This is a genomic window from Mangrovibacterium lignilyticum, from assembly GCF_010882175.1.
Classification (GTDB): Bacteria; Bacteroidota; Bacteroidia; order Bacteroidales; family Prolixibacteraceae; genus Mangrovibacterium; species Mangrovibacterium lignilyticum.
Genome location: NZ_WKLH01000001.1, coordinates 363698 through 380825 on the forward strand (window position 1 = coordinate 363698; position 17128 = coordinate 380825).

Annotated in this window: 12 protein-coding genes; 2 read left to right on the top strand and 10 right to left on the bottom strand. The window is 48.1% G+C overall.

Annotated features, from left to right (window positions below; translation table 11 throughout):
• Positions 1-30 precede the first annotated feature (30 nt).
• The 8 genes from pelA to GJV22_RS01330 all read right to left on the bottom strand — a co-directional run bounded on the left by pelA (position 31) and on the right by GJV22_RS01330 (position 7234).
• Complete coding sequence (pelA, locus tag GJV22_RS01295; protein ID WP_163707583.1) at positions 31-1128, bottom strand: pectate lyase; 1098 nt, start codon at positions 1126-1128, stop codon at positions 31-33.
• Between the two features lie 13 nt (positions 1129-1141).
• Positions 1142-1996 (bottom strand): peptidylprolyl isomerase, encoded by an 855-nt coding sequence (locus tag GJV22_RS01300; protein ID WP_163707585.1) that lies wholly within the window; start codon positions 1994-1996, stop codon positions 1142-1144.
• Positions 1997-2117: 121 nt separating this feature from the next.
• Positions 2118-2318 (bottom strand): hypothetical protein, encoded by a 201-nt coding sequence (locus tag GJV22_RS22220; protein WP_238480257.1) that lies wholly within the window; start codon positions 2316-2318, stop codon positions 2118-2120.
• An 18-nt stretch (positions 2319-2336) separates the two neighbouring features.
• Positions 2337-4583 (bottom strand): TonB-dependent receptor, encoded by a 2247-nt coding sequence (locus tag GJV22_RS01310; protein ID WP_163707586.1) that lies wholly within the window; start codon positions 4581-4583, stop codon positions 2337-2339.
• 29 nt (positions 4584-4612) lie between these two features.
• On the bottom strand, positions 4613-4972 hold the full coding sequence (locus GJV22_RS01315; RefSeq protein ID WP_163707588.1) for a heavy-metal-associated domain-containing protein: 360 nt from the start codon (positions 4970-4972) through the stop codon (positions 4613-4615).
• 128 nt (positions 4973-5100) lie between these two features.
• Complete coding sequence (locus tag GJV22_RS01320) at positions 5101-5484, bottom strand: HYC_CC_PP family protein (protein ID WP_163707591.1); 384 nt, start codon at positions 5482-5484, stop codon at positions 5101-5103.
• 46 nt (positions 5485-5530) lie between these two features.
• Entirely contained in the window at positions 5531-6763 is a 1233-nt protein-coding gene (gene serB, locus GJV22_RS01325; RefSeq protein ID WP_163707592.1) for a phosphoserine phosphatase SerB, read from the bottom strand.
• A gap of 66 nt (positions 6764-6829) precedes the next feature.
• Positions 6830-7234, bottom strand: a complete 405-nt coding sequence (locus tag GJV22_RS01330; protein WP_163707594.1) for an OsmC family protein — start codon at positions 7232-7234, stop codon at positions 6830-6832.
• Positions 7235-7431: 197 nt separating this feature from the next.
• Between GJV22_RS01330 and omp85 the strand changes: the two genes are divergently transcribed.
• The gene (gene omp85 / locus GJV22_RS01335) at positions 7432-8760 is read left to right on the top strand and encodes an Omp85 family outer membrane protein (RefSeq protein ID WP_163707596.1); all 1329 of its coding nucleotides are present in this window, start codon (positions 7432-7434) and stop codon (positions 8758-8760) included.
• Positions 8761-9207: 447 nt separating this feature from the next.
• Here omp85 and GJV22_RS01340 read toward each other — a convergent pair whose 3' ends face one another.
• Entirely contained in the window at positions 9208-10467 is a 1260-nt protein-coding gene (locus tag GJV22_RS01340) for a DUF819 family protein (RefSeq protein ID WP_163707599.1), read from the bottom strand.
• Between the two features lie 64 nt (positions 10468-10531).
• The gene (gene nhaC / locus GJV22_RS01345) at positions 10532-11983 is read right to left on the bottom strand and encodes a Na+/H+ antiporter NhaC (protein WP_163707601.1); all 1452 of its coding nucleotides are present in this window, start codon (positions 11981-11983) and stop codon (positions 10532-10534) included.
• Between the two features lie 267 nt (positions 11984-12250).
• On the opposite strand from nhaC, the gene GJV22_RS01350 reads away from it, so the two are divergent.
• Complete coding sequence (locus tag GJV22_RS01350) at positions 12251-17110, top strand: hypothetical protein (RefSeq protein WP_163707602.1); 4860 nt, start codon at positions 12251-12253, stop codon at positions 17108-17110.
• The last annotated feature ends 18 nt before the right edge of the window (positions 17111-17128 follow it).

The window sequence follows — 17128 nt, forward strand, 5'->3', positions numbered from 1 at the left end:
TCCCGTTTTATGCGGAATCCCTTTTCGTTGTTATCTTTTAGTCACCCAATCGTTCTGCCATTTGGGATAAGCTTTCAATATCTTTTCCGGCGCATTGGTATACCAGCCATAACCGTTGCGGCGTTCATAGCCAATCTCGGCCAGCGTATTTTTTTTGATCCCATCGCGATCGCAAAAGTAAGGGTTGCCGGTTTCCAGGTCGTAAAAACGAGCCCACAAAGTCTCTGCCTCCGGATCTTCAACAACGACCAGGTCCTTTTCCCCTTCGGCATTCGTTACTCTTTCCAGCCGGATGCCTTCAAGCTTGTGCTCGTTAAACCACTTAATGGCGCCCTCAACGGCGGCAATAATTTCCGGTGAAGGGTGTTCAAGATCCATCAGCAAGTCGACAATATTCACCGACTCGGCTCCACTGAACGAAGCCAGTTCGTATTTGCGTGCATTGTCCGGCGCCAGTGTTACCGGATCGTGCTGGGCACACCAAACAGTCGGTTGGCCATTGACAACAATCTGCGTGTTGAGAATGCAATCCACACCGCGATCATAGGCCGCTTTCGCCTGCTTCTTCAGATCATCGCCCAGCTTCAGCACGTCCATCCCGTCATGATCCTTGAAGACGTCTTCCAACAGGCGCATCACGTTGATCATGGCATTATCGTTGTAAGTAATGTCAGCCGAATAATGAACGCTCTTGCCCTCGCGAACCGGGTAGAACTGCGGCCAGCCACCGTTGTCGTACTGCGCTTCATACAGATAAGCGAGGCCTTTTTCAAAAGCATCTTTGTAACGAGCATCCGGCTGCGCGGCATAGATCTTCGCCAAAAAGCGCATCTCCATGGTCGTCGCGCCATTGTCGATCGTTGCACCGGTTTCACCTTTGGCTTCGAAGTATTCCGCCTTATCCCCTTCCGTAAAATGGTGATGGTACGGTTTGTTTTTGGCCCAGCCACCGATATCCTTTTGAGCCAGTAACACATTTCCGGCAACTTCAGCGGCTTCGGCTGTGCCATACCATTCATCCGGCATTTGAGTGGCCACCTGTTTCCAGCTTTTCGCCAGGTAATCCTGAGCCGATGACGAAGAGATTAAATAAGTCAAACAAAAGATTAGTAGTGTGATTCGTTTCATGGTTGTAGTTTTATTATCGTTTGATGAGTTGTGCCTTGATAATATAGACTTTTTCGAACGGTTTATCACCTTCATCGGTCTTTACCGCCGCTATCCGGTCAACAAGATCCATCCCACTGATGACCTGCCCGAAGACCGTATAGTTTTGATCGAGATGCGGCGCGCCACCCTTGGTTTTGTAGACTTCCCGATGTTCCTCCGGAATGACATAAAGGTCCATGGTTGCCCGTTTCGCTTTTGCCAATTGATTCAGTTTATCCTGAACGACTTTTAGGCTATCCGCGTTTGCACCTTCCCCGCTGTAGCTCTGCAGTTGTTTAAACAGTTCAGCATTGGTCGGATCATTAATCACCTGGTTGTACGCCCGCCAGTCGTTTATGCGTTCTTCGGCTCGTTGCAAGGTACTGTCGTTTTGCACTTTCCCCTGGATGATCGTAAAATGAAGGTTGGCCGAGGCTTGTTTTGGATTGACATCATCGCCTTCGCGGGCCGCATTGACCGCACCGCGTTGGTGAAAAAGGTCCGGGCGAAACTCGGCCGGAATCAAAGCCGGCGCATCAGCAATAGAGTCTTTACCGGTTTGGATCAGGAATTTCTCAATTACCCGGTAAAAGTCGAGGCTGTCGAGTTCGTGCCGTTTTACCATTCGGATGAAATTATCGCGGTTCAAAGGGGTCTCGTCCGACAAACGAAGCACAATCGGCCCAAAGTCGGTCACCAGTTCCACATCTTTTTTCAGATCTTTTTTCCGGATCTCTTTCGCGGCAGCCGTGTTGTAACCGGCAAAGGTCAGAACAGCACTAACAGCCGTCAGCATAAATACGCGCTTCAATAGGCAAGCGTAATGTGATGAATGAATTGAAAACATAGGGGTGTAATTTTCAGATGAATATTAAAGCATCTAAAGATAACATCCGGCAACAAACAAAAAAAGGATGTAACTTTTCGGATAACACCCTTTTGTATTTTTTAGCAGCTTTCTGCCCGAATTACGCGTTAATCTCGCGGTCGCGGAAACCAATGAGGTATAAAATGGCAACCAAACCGATTTCGGAGATCGAGTTTTTCGCCGAGGCCTGTACCTTCGGTTTGGCGTGAAAAGCGATTCCCAGGCCAGCCAGTTGACTTCCATTGATCGGCAGATAAAAGGAGATGCTACCCGAGTAACATCTCCTCTGCTTCTTATTCAACTCCCCTGTAACTTCCGGTTAGAAAATTTTATACCTCAGCCCCATGTATATGGTCCGTCCCCAAATGGGGCCCCAAACCATGGAACTGTCGAAGTAAGGCCCAAAAGGATCTTCACTGGCGACAATCGGATTGTCCTGCTTGTAATTTGTCAGGTTTTCGACGCCCAGGTAAAGTTCGAAACTCTCTTTCCAGTTTTTCGACACCTGCACATTCACCCGGTTGAAAGCGGGCGAATAATTGGCCAACCTGTATTCTTCCGGGTTTGACTCCGTCCCCGGGATACGTTTTTTCCCCTGACGGTTCAACGTTAGGTCGAAACGCCAGTAGTTGCGGGTTTGGTAAGCCAGATTCACAAAAGCCCGCTGTTTCGACAACAGTGCCTTTTCCAGTAGTTCACCATGGTAAGTCGTTTTCACGTCGTAATAGCGGTAGGCGATCCGAAAATCAAGCCTTTTGACGAGCTCATAATCCAGCTGCGCCTGAAAACTAGTGGCATACGACTTCCCATCGAGTGGAGCAAAAACAGCTTGCTGCGGATTCAGATCCAAATCGACCACGACCTGATTTTCAAAATTGGTTCGATACAAATCGAACGTAATGCTTCCGTGCCGGTAATCAATTTCAAAATTCTGTGTGAAATTAGTTCCAAAGTTCCAGGCTACTTCCTGTTCAAAACCGTATGGTAAACCATCTTGTTGCGACTGAAAAATAAGTTCTCGCGAACTGGCCAGAACACCACTGTTCTCCATAATAACGTTTGCCGTGCGCATTCCCCTACCTGCAGACAATCGGATAACCGACTTTTCAGAAGGAGCGTAACGCACATGCAGGCGAGGTGTTGCAAACCATCCATAGCTGTTATGGTGATCGGTCCGCAAACCGGCGACCAGTGAGAACTGCTCTGAAGGTTTAAACGTGTACTCGAAATATGCTCCGGAAATTCGTTCGCTAAATCCCAAATCCGTATCGTTTAAATACTCCCGGTAAAGGTCGTATTGAAAACTAATCCCAGTTTTAAACTGATGGAAGGAATTCCCGATTATACTCTGATAAATCGAATTCATGTAGTATGACTGCTGATCTGCATTGTAACGGGTTTCTCCAAAAGTGCTGTTTTGTTCGTAATAGCTTCCCGACATTTGCATGGCAATTGATTTCCAGGGTTTATCGACGAATACTTTCCCCAGCTTGGCCCACGCCTCACTATGCTGAATGTCGAGCTCCATTCCCCAATATTCGGGCGCGCCGGTCTTGTTTGGATTAAAGCCCATCTGCCCTCCCATGCTACTTTGCGAAGTATGCTTCACACCAAACTGGCCTTCGATTCCTTCGCCGCTGTTGTACTTCCATCGGTTCAGCAAAATATAGGTGTCCCCGGTCGGCATGTCCATAAAACCGTCATCATTCTCATCCATTTCCTTCGAACGCTCGCTGGCATGCAGCAACAAAGCCGTTGACCACCTGCTGTCTTTAAAACGATGGGCAAGGTTTAAGTTGGCTTCCAGCCGACTTTCATTATTCGCAAATAAATTCAGGTACAAAGGATCGGCTTCCTCCGGCTTGCGCAGCTCCAAATTAATTTGACCGGCAATACTTTCGAAACCATTCAGAACCGATCCGGTTCCCTTATTCAGTTGAATTCCCTCGATCCATGTTCCCGGGAAAAAGGTCAACCCAAAATTAGAAGCCAAACCGCGCAGCCCCGGCATATTCTCTTTCGTAATTTGCACATAGGGACCCGATAAGCCCAACATCTGGATCTGTCGTGTCCCGGTTACGGCATCCGTAAAGGCCACATCAATGCTTGGGCTGGTCTCGAAGCTTTCGCTCAAGTTGCAGCATGCTGCTTTAAGCAATTCCTTTTCACCGATCTGTTCAACCTTTCGGGGATCCAGCATCGATATTATCGTTGATTTTTGCCGGCTGACAACCGACACCTCGTCAATCACGAGCGAGCTTTTCATCTCAATATCGAGTGTTTGATCACCAATAACACGAACGGTATCATTGTCAAAGCCAACATAGCTAAAAACCAATAAATCCGCCCCCGCGACACGTTCTACGCTAAACATCCCCTCACTGTCGCTAATTGCACCTCTTTGTGTTCCCAGCCAATAGAGGTTGACTCCAACCAAAGGGAGTACTTTACCCGACTGGTCAATCTCGAATACTTTACCTTCTATTATAGACGGGACAGCTTTTTGTGCAAATGAATTAAGCGAGATACTAAACAGCAGGAGCAGACAAAAGCACCGTGTTTTCATCTTTATCATGATTCTATATCTCCCTCGGATTAGTGGACTTCCTGACCTTCGCGATATTTGCAGCAATGATGCAAATTACTGTAGGCCTCATCGGTGGCTTTCACATGTTCGGTATCGTGACCTACTTCAGCAACGGCTTTTTCGATCGTTAAAAGATCGGTTTTATCGGACTTGTAGATTACCTCCAGAGATTGCTTTTCTTTGTCCCAATTGACAAATTTTACGCCTTTAATTAGTGCAGCATTTTCAATCCTGTCTTTGCATTGGTTACAAACACCGGAAACTTTGACCTGTTCTTTGATTGTTTTGGAATCTTTTGCGGAACCGGATCCGGTGGCTGACAGCACAATCAACAGGGCTGTCAGTGTTTTTAATATTTTTGTTTTCATCGTTATTCAATAATCTATTGTGAATAAATTTCACGCCTCTGCTGTTTAACTGCATAGACGCGCAACAAAGCCAAATGGCTATTTGCTACAAAGCAACAACGGTCTAACGACCTCCTGTTGTTTGTGCGTTATCCATAATAGATCAATGAACATTTTAACAACCATAGCGGACGTTCGGAAGGTGGAGATATGAATGGATCCGAAACTGGCTGAGATTGATTTTCAACTTGTTCAGCCAACAGCGACACAGTTGTTTCCGCCAGATGAAAAGCTGGCGGACTAAATTTGAAGATGTTTCCGTTGGACACAGCCTGCTGTTCATCAAATTGAACAATCAGAACTTGTTCCCGGCAGCAACCGGGAACCTCATCTTCACTGCCACAACAAGGATCCGCCGGTGCATAAAGCTCTAAAGAAGCAATTTCGCCGCAACAATACTGCATACTGACGGTTGTACCGACCGTTAGCATCAAGTATATGATCGCGATTAATATTGCTGAAAACTTCTTCATTGTTTATGCTGAAACGTATTTTATCTCGTATTGTTTGTCAATTTTTTTACGCGTTAATCTCGCGGTCGCGGAAACCAATGAGGTATAAAATGGCATCCAAACCGATTTCGGAGATCGAGTTTTTCGCCGAGGCCTGTACCTTCGGTTTGGCGTGAAAAGCGATTCCCAGGCCAGCCAGTTGAATCATCGGCAAGTCGTTCGATCCATCGCCCACGGCAATAACCTGTTCCAAGTCCAGGTCTTCTTTGAAAGCCAGTAGTTTCAACATCTCTGCTTTCTTGGCGCCATCGACAATCTCTCCAACGTGGCGGCCGGTTAACTTACCATCGGCGATCTCCAGTTCATTGGCAAAAACATAATCAACCCCGAGCTTCGATTTCAAATAATTACCAAAGTAGTTGAATCCCCCGGAGAGAATCGCGGTCTTGTAGCCAAATCGTTTCAGGGTGCGGAACAAGCGTTCGGCACCTTCCGTCAATGGCAGATGGTCGGCAATTTCCTGCATCACCGAAACATCGAGGCCTTTCAGCAGGCTCACCCGCTTTTTGAAGCTTTCCTGGAAATCCAGTTCTCCGCGCATGGCCGCCTCGGTAATGGCGCTCACTTCGTCGTAAACACCGGCGTGGCGGGCCAGCTCGTCAATCACTTCAGCCTGAATCAGGGTCGAGTCCATATCGAAACAAACCAGGCGCCGGTTGCGGCGGTACATGTTATCGACCTGGAAAGCAATGTCGACACCAGTCTCTTTACTGATTTCGATGAACTCACGCTTCAGCGCTTCATTGTCTTTGGGCGTTCCCCGAACCGAAAATTCAACCACACTTTTGGTTTTCCCATCGGTATCGTCCAGGGGAATACGTCCCGACAAACGCGAAATAATATCAATATTCAAGCCTTGTTCCGAAATCACTTTCGTCACTTTTGCCAGGTGGCAGGCAGTCAGCTGACGCGCCAATAAGGTAATGATAAAACGGTCTTTCCCTTGGTGCGACACCCATTCGGAGTATTTCGCTTCGGGGATCGGCGTAAACTTCACCCGCAATCCGAGTTCATGCGCTCTAAACAGCACATCCTTCAGAATAGGTGAAGAGTCTGATTTTTCGGAAATCTGTATCAGGATTCCTAATCCCAGGTTTTCGTGAATCACCGCCTGGCCGATGTCCAGGATTGTGATATCGTATTCGGCTAGTATCGCGGTTAACGAAGCGGTTTGTCCGGCTTCATCCGGTCCGGAAATATTGAGTAGAATAATCTCCCGCCCTCTGTTCGTCTTATCCATAAAATCACTTTTCTGATTCCACCCATTCCGGGAATCCAATTCAGGTTTATTGTTTTGTTGAAATGATTACCAGTTAAACCGGATGGTTTGTTTCAAATCGGGGTGCAGGCTTAAAGGTACCGGGCTTGTTCCGGCAACACTTTCAATCAACTGCTTTTCCTCCGCAGTATAATTTTTATCGGGGAAGAAAAATGCCACCACGACTTCAGCCACCCGACGCGGATCGCTGGCCATTATTTTGGTGATCTCCAAACGCGTTCCAACAAGATCGATTCCGTTATCCATTGCTTTAATGCCCATGATGGTCATGATGCAGTTGCCGAGCGCTGTGGCCAGCAAATCGGTTGGTGAAAACGATTGTCCTTTACCGCGGTTATCGCATGGTGCATCTGTTACGATTTTGGCACCCGACTGCACATGAACGTTCTCCGTCCGCAAGTCGCCTAAATAATTGGTTTCGATGGTAATCATATTCGTGTTTTTTAACGGCTCGAAATTACAAAAAAATAGCATTTGCCGCAGATTAACTTTTGATTCTAAAGACAAAAGATCATTCCCGAAACGTTAAGGACATACTAAAAAGGAACCGGAGCCGGCTAACGAAACATTTTGGAACGCCGGAAGCATTCAAAATTCTGTTATATTCGTTCAGTCCCAAAACCAGATCTATGAAATCAAAGCTGTTTCTGTTCGCCCTGTTACTCGCTGCCCTGACAGTTCATGCCCAGGATGAAAAAAAAGAAGCCATCATCAAACAAGGATGGAACTTCGGCGCCCTGCCGGCAATCGCCTTCGACTCGGACCTTGGCCTTCAGTACGGCGGACTGGTTAACCTGTACCACTACGGCGATGGCAGCCGCTACCCGGAATATGATCATTCCTTCTACCTGGAGATTTCGCGTTTCACCAAAGGAAGCAGTATTTACCAGTTTCAGTACGACTCGGACCGCTTGTTGAAAGGCATTCAAACAACCGCCGACCTCAGTTACCTGGTCGACCAAACCTACCAGTTTTATGGCTTCAACGGATACGATGCCGTTTACAACGACAATTGGGTTGACGATGAGCATCCGGACTACCGCTCGCGGGTTTTCTATAACTACAACCGGAAATTGTTTCGCCTGAAACTTGATTTCCGGGGAGATTTGCCGATGGCCAATTTTCGCTGGGAAGCCGGCATTAACTTCCAGCAATTCAAACTCGCCCCGGTTAATATTGACAAGCTGAACAAAGGCAAAGACGATGAAGACAAACTGCCCGATGTAGCCGGGCTTTATGCTATTTACCAGGGCTGGGGCCTGATTGCTCCCAAAGAAGCCAATGGCGGAAACATTCCGGCAATGCGTGGTGGGATCGTCTACGATAGCCGCGACTTCCGCGCCATCCCCGAACGAGGCATCTGGTCGGAGGCGGTGATCGAATATGTGCCGAAAGTACTCGGTTCGGAAAGCTCGTTTACCCGCCTGGGACTGACCCACCGCCAGTATGTACCCCTCGTTAAAAAGCGGCTGACCTTTGCCTATCGCCTCAGTTACGAAGCCACCCTGTCGGGGAATGCGCCTTTTTACTACCTCACCAAGCGGGTGGTCGACGGCGCCAAAGGCAACAGCATGGAAGGGCTGGGCGGCGGACGAACCATGCGGGGTGTTTTGCGCAACCGCGTGATTGGCGACGATGTGGCGTTCGGCAACTTTGAACTGCGCAGCCGGATCTGGAATTTTCAATTTAAGAACAACAACTTCTTTGTTGGCCTGAATGGCTTTGTGGATACCGGCAAGGTTACCGGCAAACGCTCGCTCAACTTCTACCCGACCTTTGCAGCGGTCGACACCAAAGATTACCTCGCCTACGGTGCCGAACGCTGGCACACCAGCTACGGTTTGGGGCTGAAAGTAGGGATGAATGAAAACTTCATTGTATCGTGCGATTACGGACGGGTAACCAATAAGCGCGACGGAGACTCCGGCGTGTATATTAAGTTGAATTACTTGTTTTAGCGGCAGTTTATTCGTCGCTCCATCCCCGATTGCTTCCCGATCCGTTGGAGACGGCGTTAGCATTTGATAATTACCTCACCGAACGGCTGGGCGACCAATTATCGTTTCATAATTGCTTCACCGACGGCTGGGCGACCAATTATCATTTAATAATTGCTTCACCGACGGCTGGGCGACCAATTATCGTTTGATAATTGCTTCACCGAACGGCTGGGCGACCAATTATCGTTTGATAATTGCTTCACCGACGGCTGGGCGACCAATTATCGTTTGATAATTGCTTCACCGAACGGCTGGGCGACCAATTATCGTTTCATAATTGCCTCACCGACGGCTGGGCGGCCAATTATCATTTAATAATTGCTTCACCGACGGCCGGGCGACCAATTATCGTTTCATAACACGGACTTCAGGCTGAAAAGGTCGTCACGAACGCATGCGGAATAATTACATGAAAGCTTTCAGGAAATAAGCGAGACTTACACCGAGGTAATTCCCGAAAATGTAGCCCAAAGTACCAACGGCGAGGCCCGAAATAATCACTTCTTTATTTTTTAAGGCTGACGCGACAATGGGGACAAAGGGCGGCGAAAACGACAAAGCCGAAATGGTAATGATGGTCGTATCGGTGTCGATTTTGAACAACCACGACAGGAACACATGAATGATCATGGTGCCAAATACGCCCAACGCGACAAACAAAAACAGGTGGAAAAAGTCGATATTGAAGAGGGCTGTCAGGTCGGCCATGCTGGCTACCAGCAACGAAAAAATGAGAATGAGATACATGCCCAGCGAGAACGATTGCTTCAGGCGATTGATCGCCGGAACCAAGCTGCAGGCAACGCCCAGCGTGGTAATTCCCAGGATAACCGCAACCATTTGAGCCGACTTGGGCACCAGCAGGCTGATACCTCCGGCCACCGCGAAAATGAGAACCGACAAGCCAAAAGCTTTGGCCATTTCGATGATGCCCTCCCGGGTAAGCATGTCGTTGAACTCTTCGCTGTTCGCTTCAACCTGCTCCAGATCGACCTGTTTCAACGACGATTTAAACGGCGGTAAAAAGCGGTTCAGCAGCGACTGGGCCACGGTAATCAGTAAAATAAGGAAGCCGAAACCGGCTACAATTTCATAGGTGTTCACCAGGATGAAAATATTCGGATCGACGTCGAGCGCCGTAGCAATCGCAGCCAGGTTGGGCGTTCCGCCGGTATAAATCCCCACCAGCATACCGCCAATTTTCCAGGCGTCGGGGATGTGGTTCTTTAAAATGAAAAATCCGATGATAATCACCGTCACCAGCGAAACAATTCCCAGCACCATCGAAAGCATTGCCCGGCGGGCCAGGTGCAACCATCGTTTAACGTCGAGCGAAAACAGCAACAGCGGAATAGCCAGCGGAATGGTAATGGTCATCAGCACTTCCTGCAACTGCGCAATCTGATTCGGCAAAAAATCAGCCAGTGTAATCACCCCTTGTTGCAGCAAATCGTTCATCCGTTCCGCCGGAAAATAAGCTTGTCCTTCCAACAGCATTCGCAGGCCATCCGAAATCTTGGGCATCAAGCCAACATTGCCCAGCAACACCCCAACCATGTAGGCCAACACCACCGCTCCGACCTTATTTAAAAACATCGATTTCTTCGTCAGAAAAACAATGACAGCGGGGAAGAACACATAAAAAATCAGTAATAAAACAATCATCTGTTTCAGGTTCAAACGTTCTGTGTATTCACTTCATGAATAGAAGATACAACTAGCTGCTAAATTAATCTTCTTTTACCGGAACTTCGGCTGTTTGGTACCGTCTTATTTTAATATTCAGGTAAGCAAACAAGATCGACATGAGCGGACTAATCAGGTTGAAGAACGCGTAGGGCAGGTAGTCGAAGGTACCCACACCCAGCACGCGCGATTGCGTGGCGCCGCAGGTATTCCACGGAATCAGCACCGAAGTCATCGTCCCGGCATCTTCCAGCGTCCGGCTTAGCACCTCCGGTTTCAGCCCTTTATCCCGGTACGATTTGCGGTACATGCGCCCCGGAACAACAATCGAAATATATTGATCGGAAGCTGTTGCGTTGAAGAAAATACAGGTCACAACTGTCGATGTCACCAGCGATCCGGTTGAATTGGCCCAATTAATAATTGGCCGGGTTAACCGGGCCAGCAAGCCCCCCGACTCCATGATTCCGCCAAAAACCATGGCCGACAAAATCAGCCAGATGGTGTCGAGCATACCGGCCATACCGGAAGTGTGCAGCAACTCATTCACATCGGCATCGGGCGTCACGATGGCAATATCGCCAAACATGGCCTGCATAAAACTGACGTACGAGGCTTCCGCGTAATTCGACACATTCCCGGCCAGTTCTTCAACAATATGCGGCTGAAAAATAATCGCCGCCAAGCCGCCCAACAAGGTACCAATCATGAGAGCAGGCACCGGCGGCACCTTTTTGATAATGATCACAAACAGGATAATCGGAACGACGAACAACCAGGGCGACGTATTAAATGCCCCGTGAATAGCCGATTTTACATCAGCCACGTCAACCACCGCTTCCGCAAAATTGTAGTTCAAACCAATAACCAGAAAGATGAGTAAGGTTAGAATGAAACTGGGGGTCGTGGTCAAAAGCATATACCGGATGTGGGTAAACAAGTCGGTTCCCGCCATTGCCGGGGCCAGGTTTGTGGTGTCGCTCAACGGCGAAATCTTATCCCCGAAGTAGGCGCCCGAGATAATCGCTCCGGCAACAACCGCTTCGTTCATGCCAATCGCTTTTCCGATCCCCAGCAAAGCCACACCAATCGTCGCAATGGTCGACCACGAGCTACCGGTAGCCAGCGACACAATGGCACTCACCACCACCGCGGTCACTAAAAATATCTGTGGGTTAATAATATCGAGTCCGTAATAAATCAAAGCCGGAACAATGCCACTCAGCATCCAGGTTCCGGCGAGGGAACCGATCAGCAGCAAAATCAACATCGACGGCATGGCCGAGCCAATGGTGTTAACGACATTCTCCATGGTCTTGTCCCAAGCCTGCCCGTTGCGCCGAACAATGATCCCGGCGATCGTTGCGGCCAGCAACAAAGCCACCTGGTTCGAACCCGCCAGGGTATCGTCAAAGAAAATCACATTTAAGGTTAGCAAGGCAATTAAAAACAAAATGGGAAGCAGTGCCTCCAGAAAGGATGGTTCTCGTTTCATGCAGAAAAATAAATTACATTAAAATTGCGTTTGGGAACAAGGCTGATTCCGGAATTTTACTCTTCCAGCCGAAAAACACCCCCTCTTTTCAATACCCCTTTCGAATATTTTTTAAATAACGGAATAATCTCTGAGTTGAGAAAAAGCAAAAAAATAAAAACTTGTTTTTGGCCTTAAAAAATAATATCTATGCTTAGTGAGTTATTAATGTGGATAACCCGTGCTTATTCGGAAGTTCAACAACTGGTTTTTCTAACTTAACGTGGTATGTACCTGAAAAGAATTCTTTTATCTCTATCAACAATTATTGTTGTTTTTTTGCTTTTTGCCCAGCAGGATGAAATTCATTTTATTGTTGATGGGCGCCTAACTTCTGATGACGGGAAAAGCGATGGCGCAACAATCACAATCTCCAGAGACGGACAAAACCAGGAAGTTATCACACCCCCGCGAACCGGGAAATTCTATTTCGAACTGGAATACAACCACGAATACCGGCTGCTCTTCAAACGCGAAGGATTCTTTCAGAAGATCATTATCATCTCCACCTTCGTACCAACCGAAGTGCTTGAAAAGAATAACAAGTTTCCGCCGATGTCGTTTGTGCTGAATCTTTTCGAAGAGACCAACATCATCGACCAGTCGTTCACCATCAAACCGGTAGCCCGCGTTTTCTACAACTCCAACATCGACAATTTCGATTCTGAGATCTACCTCTCGGATGCCCAATTGCGCGAACAGATTCTGGCTGCCGAGGCTGCCAAAGATGCGCTGGCTTCCGAATCCCGGAGCATCGGGCGGGCCGACGAAATGGAACAGGCTGCCCTGGAAAAGCAATACGACAAAACCATTGCCGAGGCTGACGCGCTTTACCACAAAAAAAGCTACGAGGCTGCTGTTGGCCGGTTCCGCGATGCGTTGATGCTCTTCAGCGACCGCTCCTACCCGAAAGACCGGATTGCAGAAATCCAGGACTTGCTGGCAGCCCTGCAGTTGGCCGAAGAAGCCGAACAAAACTACCTGGCTGCCATTAAAGCCGGCGACGAACAGTTTACGGCAACGCAATATAACGGGGCAATCACGTCGTATCAAAAAGCACTCGAATACAAAGCCAAAGACAAATATGCCACCGACCGCATTTCGGAGTCCGAAAAGTTAATGAAGGAACAGTTGGGCAACATGCAATACAACGAATTGGTTGCCCGTGCTGATGAAGCTTTTAACGGACAGGTGTACAACGAGGCCAAAGGCTTGTACCAGCAGGCTGTCGACATGCGTCCGCGCGATTCGCAGTACCCCCGCGACCAAATTAAAAAGATTGATCTGGAGATTGCCCGGCTGGCTAAGTTGAAAGATCTGGAAGAACAATATGCCGTTGCCATGAGTCAGGGAAATGCTTCGTTTGATGCCGCCGCCTACCCCGCCGCGTTGACTTCCTTTAAAAGCGCACTCAGCCTTAAACCGGGAGATGAAGCAGCTCAAAGCCGCATTGCCGATACCGAAGCAGCCATGCAACTTTTGGCAGACACCCGGAAATATGAAGAGCTGATTGCCAAAGCCGACGAATGGTTCGACAAGGAAGAACTGCCAACGTCAAAAGGTTTTTACCAGCAAGCGTTGGAGGTGAAACCAACCGAACAACATCCGAAGGACCGAATTGCCGAGATTGACCGCCGGATGCAGTTCAACCAGCAATTCGAGGAACTGCTGGCAGAGGCGAACAATCGTTTTGCACAAAAGGAATACAGCCAGGCAAAATCGAAATACCAACAGGTTCTGACACTGAAAGCCGATCACGAACTATCGAAAAGCCGGATTGCCGAAATCGACCAAATCCTGGCACAACAAGATCTGGATGCGCAATATGCATCAGCAATTGCCTCGGCCGACCAGGCATTCAACACCCAACAATATGTTGTTGCCAAAGGAAATTACCAGCAAGCGCTTGAATTGAAACCGCAGGAAAAATATCCGCAGGACCAGCTTTTGAAGATTGATGCTGAGCTGAAAAAACTAGCGGATCAGGCAGCACTGGAGGAACAATATCAAGCTTTCATGCAGCAAGGCAACACTGCTTTTGATGCGAAAAACTACCCCAGCGCGATTACAGCTTATCAAGGCGCGTTAGGCGTAAAAGCAAATGATGCGGCAGCAACAGCCCGACTGGCCGAAAGCCGCGAGTTGTTGGCGCAGATCGAAACAAAAAGCCAATACGATCAGTTCATCGCGTCGGCGGATGACGCGTTCCATGCGGAAGAATTGCAGAACGCCAAAGGCTTGTATACCGAGGCCCTCAAGCTAATTCCAACAGAAACCTATCCCCGCGACCAAATTAAACTGATCGATGAACGGCTCAAGTTGGCTGCTGATTTCGATCAGCTAATGGCCCGCGCCGACGACTCGTTTGACCGGAAGCAATACACCGCTGCCAAACCATTGTACCAGGAAGCGCTAACATTGATTCCAACCAATGAAAGGGCTCAAAACCGAATTGCTGAAATCGATCGGATACTGGCACTACAGGATTTGGAGAAACAATACAGCGACCTGCTGGCAATAGCTGATCAGGCATTTGCCGCCAAGCAATACGAGCCGGCAAAAAACAACTATCAGCAGGCATCGGATTTAAAACCGGAAGAGGTTTATCCGAAGGAGCAGATTCAAAAAATTGATCAGGAACTGGCCCGGTTGGCACAATTGAATGCCGACTATGACGAGGCTATTCGTGAGGGCGACCGTCTGCTGGCGGCTAACAGTTTCGATCCGGCCATTGGCCAATACCAACAGGCATTAAAATTGAAACCGGCAGAAACTTACCCTGCCGAACAAATTGCCCGGGCCAGGCAGTTGCAGGCTGACTTCCTGAAAACGGCCCAATTGGAACGTTCCTACAAGGCCTATATCGCCAAGGCCGACTCCCTGTTTGAGTTGACCAGCTATCGTCCGTCGAGAGAAAATTATGCCGACGCCAGTCGACTGAAACCGGCTGAACAGTACCCGAGAGATAAAATGGCTGAGATCGATGCCATTCTCGCAGAACTGCAACACCAGCAGGAAGTACTCGCCGAGCATAACCGGGCCTATGCAGCTGCCATTGAGCGCGGCGATGGTGCTTTCAAAACGAAGGATTTTGAAACGGCCATTGATGCCTATACCGAGGCTCATCTGTTGAAGGAAGAAGAGGAATATCCGGTTAAACAACTCGCAGAGATTGAACGGCTAAAAGCTGCGGCGCTGGAACAAGCTTACCAAGCGGCCATCGCAAAAGCCGACGGCTTATACAATAACAATGAATTGGCATTGGCCAAACCCGAGTATCAACATGCCTTGTCGATTAAAGCAAATGATGCCTATGCGATCAGCCAAATAGCACTGATTGATCAAAAGCTGCAGGATGCGGCTCTTGCCGAAGCTGAGAGACAAAAGCTGGAAGCTGCGTATGCCGCCAAAATTGCTGCAGCCGACCAGGCGTTCAACGCTGAAAACTACACGGGAGCAAAACCACTTTACCAGGAAGCGCAAAACCTGAAAGTTAACGAGAAATATCCGGCCGACCAGATTGTAATAATTGACGGGATTCTGCTTCAACTGGCTCAACAGGCCGAATTGGATGCACAATACAACCAAGCAATGACGTCGGCAAAATCGTCCTTCGAGCAAGACTTGCTGGATGATGCCTTAACTTATTACAAACAGGCAGCTGGCCTGAAACCTCAGGAACCGGAACCGCCGCAACGTATTAGCGAGATTGAGCAGCTTCAGGCACAACGGGCAGAAGAAGCGCGCCTGGCGGCAGAAGCAGAAGCGCTGCGTTTGGCCACAGAGAAAGCCGCCAGAGAAAAGTATGACGCTGCCATTGCTTTAGGCGACGCGTCGTTCGCGAAAAAGGAATATGATAAAGCCTACACTGCTTACAAGGATGCCTTAACTGTTTTCCCGGACGAGCAATATCCAAAAGACAAAATGGCTGAGATTGACAACATCCTGACGCAATTGGCACAAGCAGAACTGGCACGTCAGCAAAAAGCGCGTGAGGATTCAATTGCCGGAGCGAATTTGGTAGCCTACAATCAGAAAATCAAAGAAGCCGAAGACTTTATCGATCAGCAAAAACTGGAGAATGCTGTGGGTAGCTACCGCGAAGCCATCACAATTCTGCCGGAAAAAGAACCGGTCGTTCAACCTAAAATAAAAGAACTTGAACAACTGATCGCACAAATTGCCAAGCTCGACGCCGACTACCAAGCTGCCATTCAAAAGGCCGATGAACAGTTTAACAGCGAGACATGGACTGGAGCTAAGACAAACTACCAGTTGGCCCTGACTTTTAAACCGCAGGAAAGCTACCCGAAAGAGCAAATTGAAATAATTGACCTGAAGCTCAAAGAAATTGAACTTGAGGCGGAACGGGCTAAAGCAGCGGAGAAAACAAATGCCGCGTACAACGAAGCTATCAAAATCGCTGATGAGAACTTCAACAAGAAGGATTATACGGTGGCACAATTCTACTATCAGAAAGCGTTGGGAATTCAACCACAGAATCCTTATCCGCAGCAACGTTTGGACGAAATCAGCAAACTGATTGACCAGTCATTGGCAGCCGATCAAATTAAGGCTTACAACGATGCCATCAGCAAAGCCGACACCGAGTTTGACCGCAAAGGATACACGCTGGCCCGGTTCTATTACAACAAAGCACTCGAAATAAAATCGTGGGAGCAATATCCGAAAGACCGCATCAAAGAAATTGGCAAGTTGACCAACACGCTGCTTTCACAACGGGAAGAGCAAGATTATCTAAATTGGATCAGTACGGCCGATGAAGCCTTTGTCAATAAAGATTTCGCTGTTGCCCGCTCCTACTATCGACGTGCTTTAGCATTGAAAAAAGATGAGCCATATCCATCAATTAAATTGGCTGAAGTTCAAAAAGAAGTAGAAAAAATACAGGATCAACAAAGCGAAAAAGAATACAATGATGCGGTTACAGAAGCTGACAAGGCTTTTGAAAACAAGAACTACAGTATTGCCAGATTCTATTATAACAAAGCTTTGGGATTGCGTCCGAATGAGACATATCCGAAAAATCAACTTCAGTTAATTAAAGAAGCAATTGGTGGTAATTAAAGATCCGGAGAAAGGAAC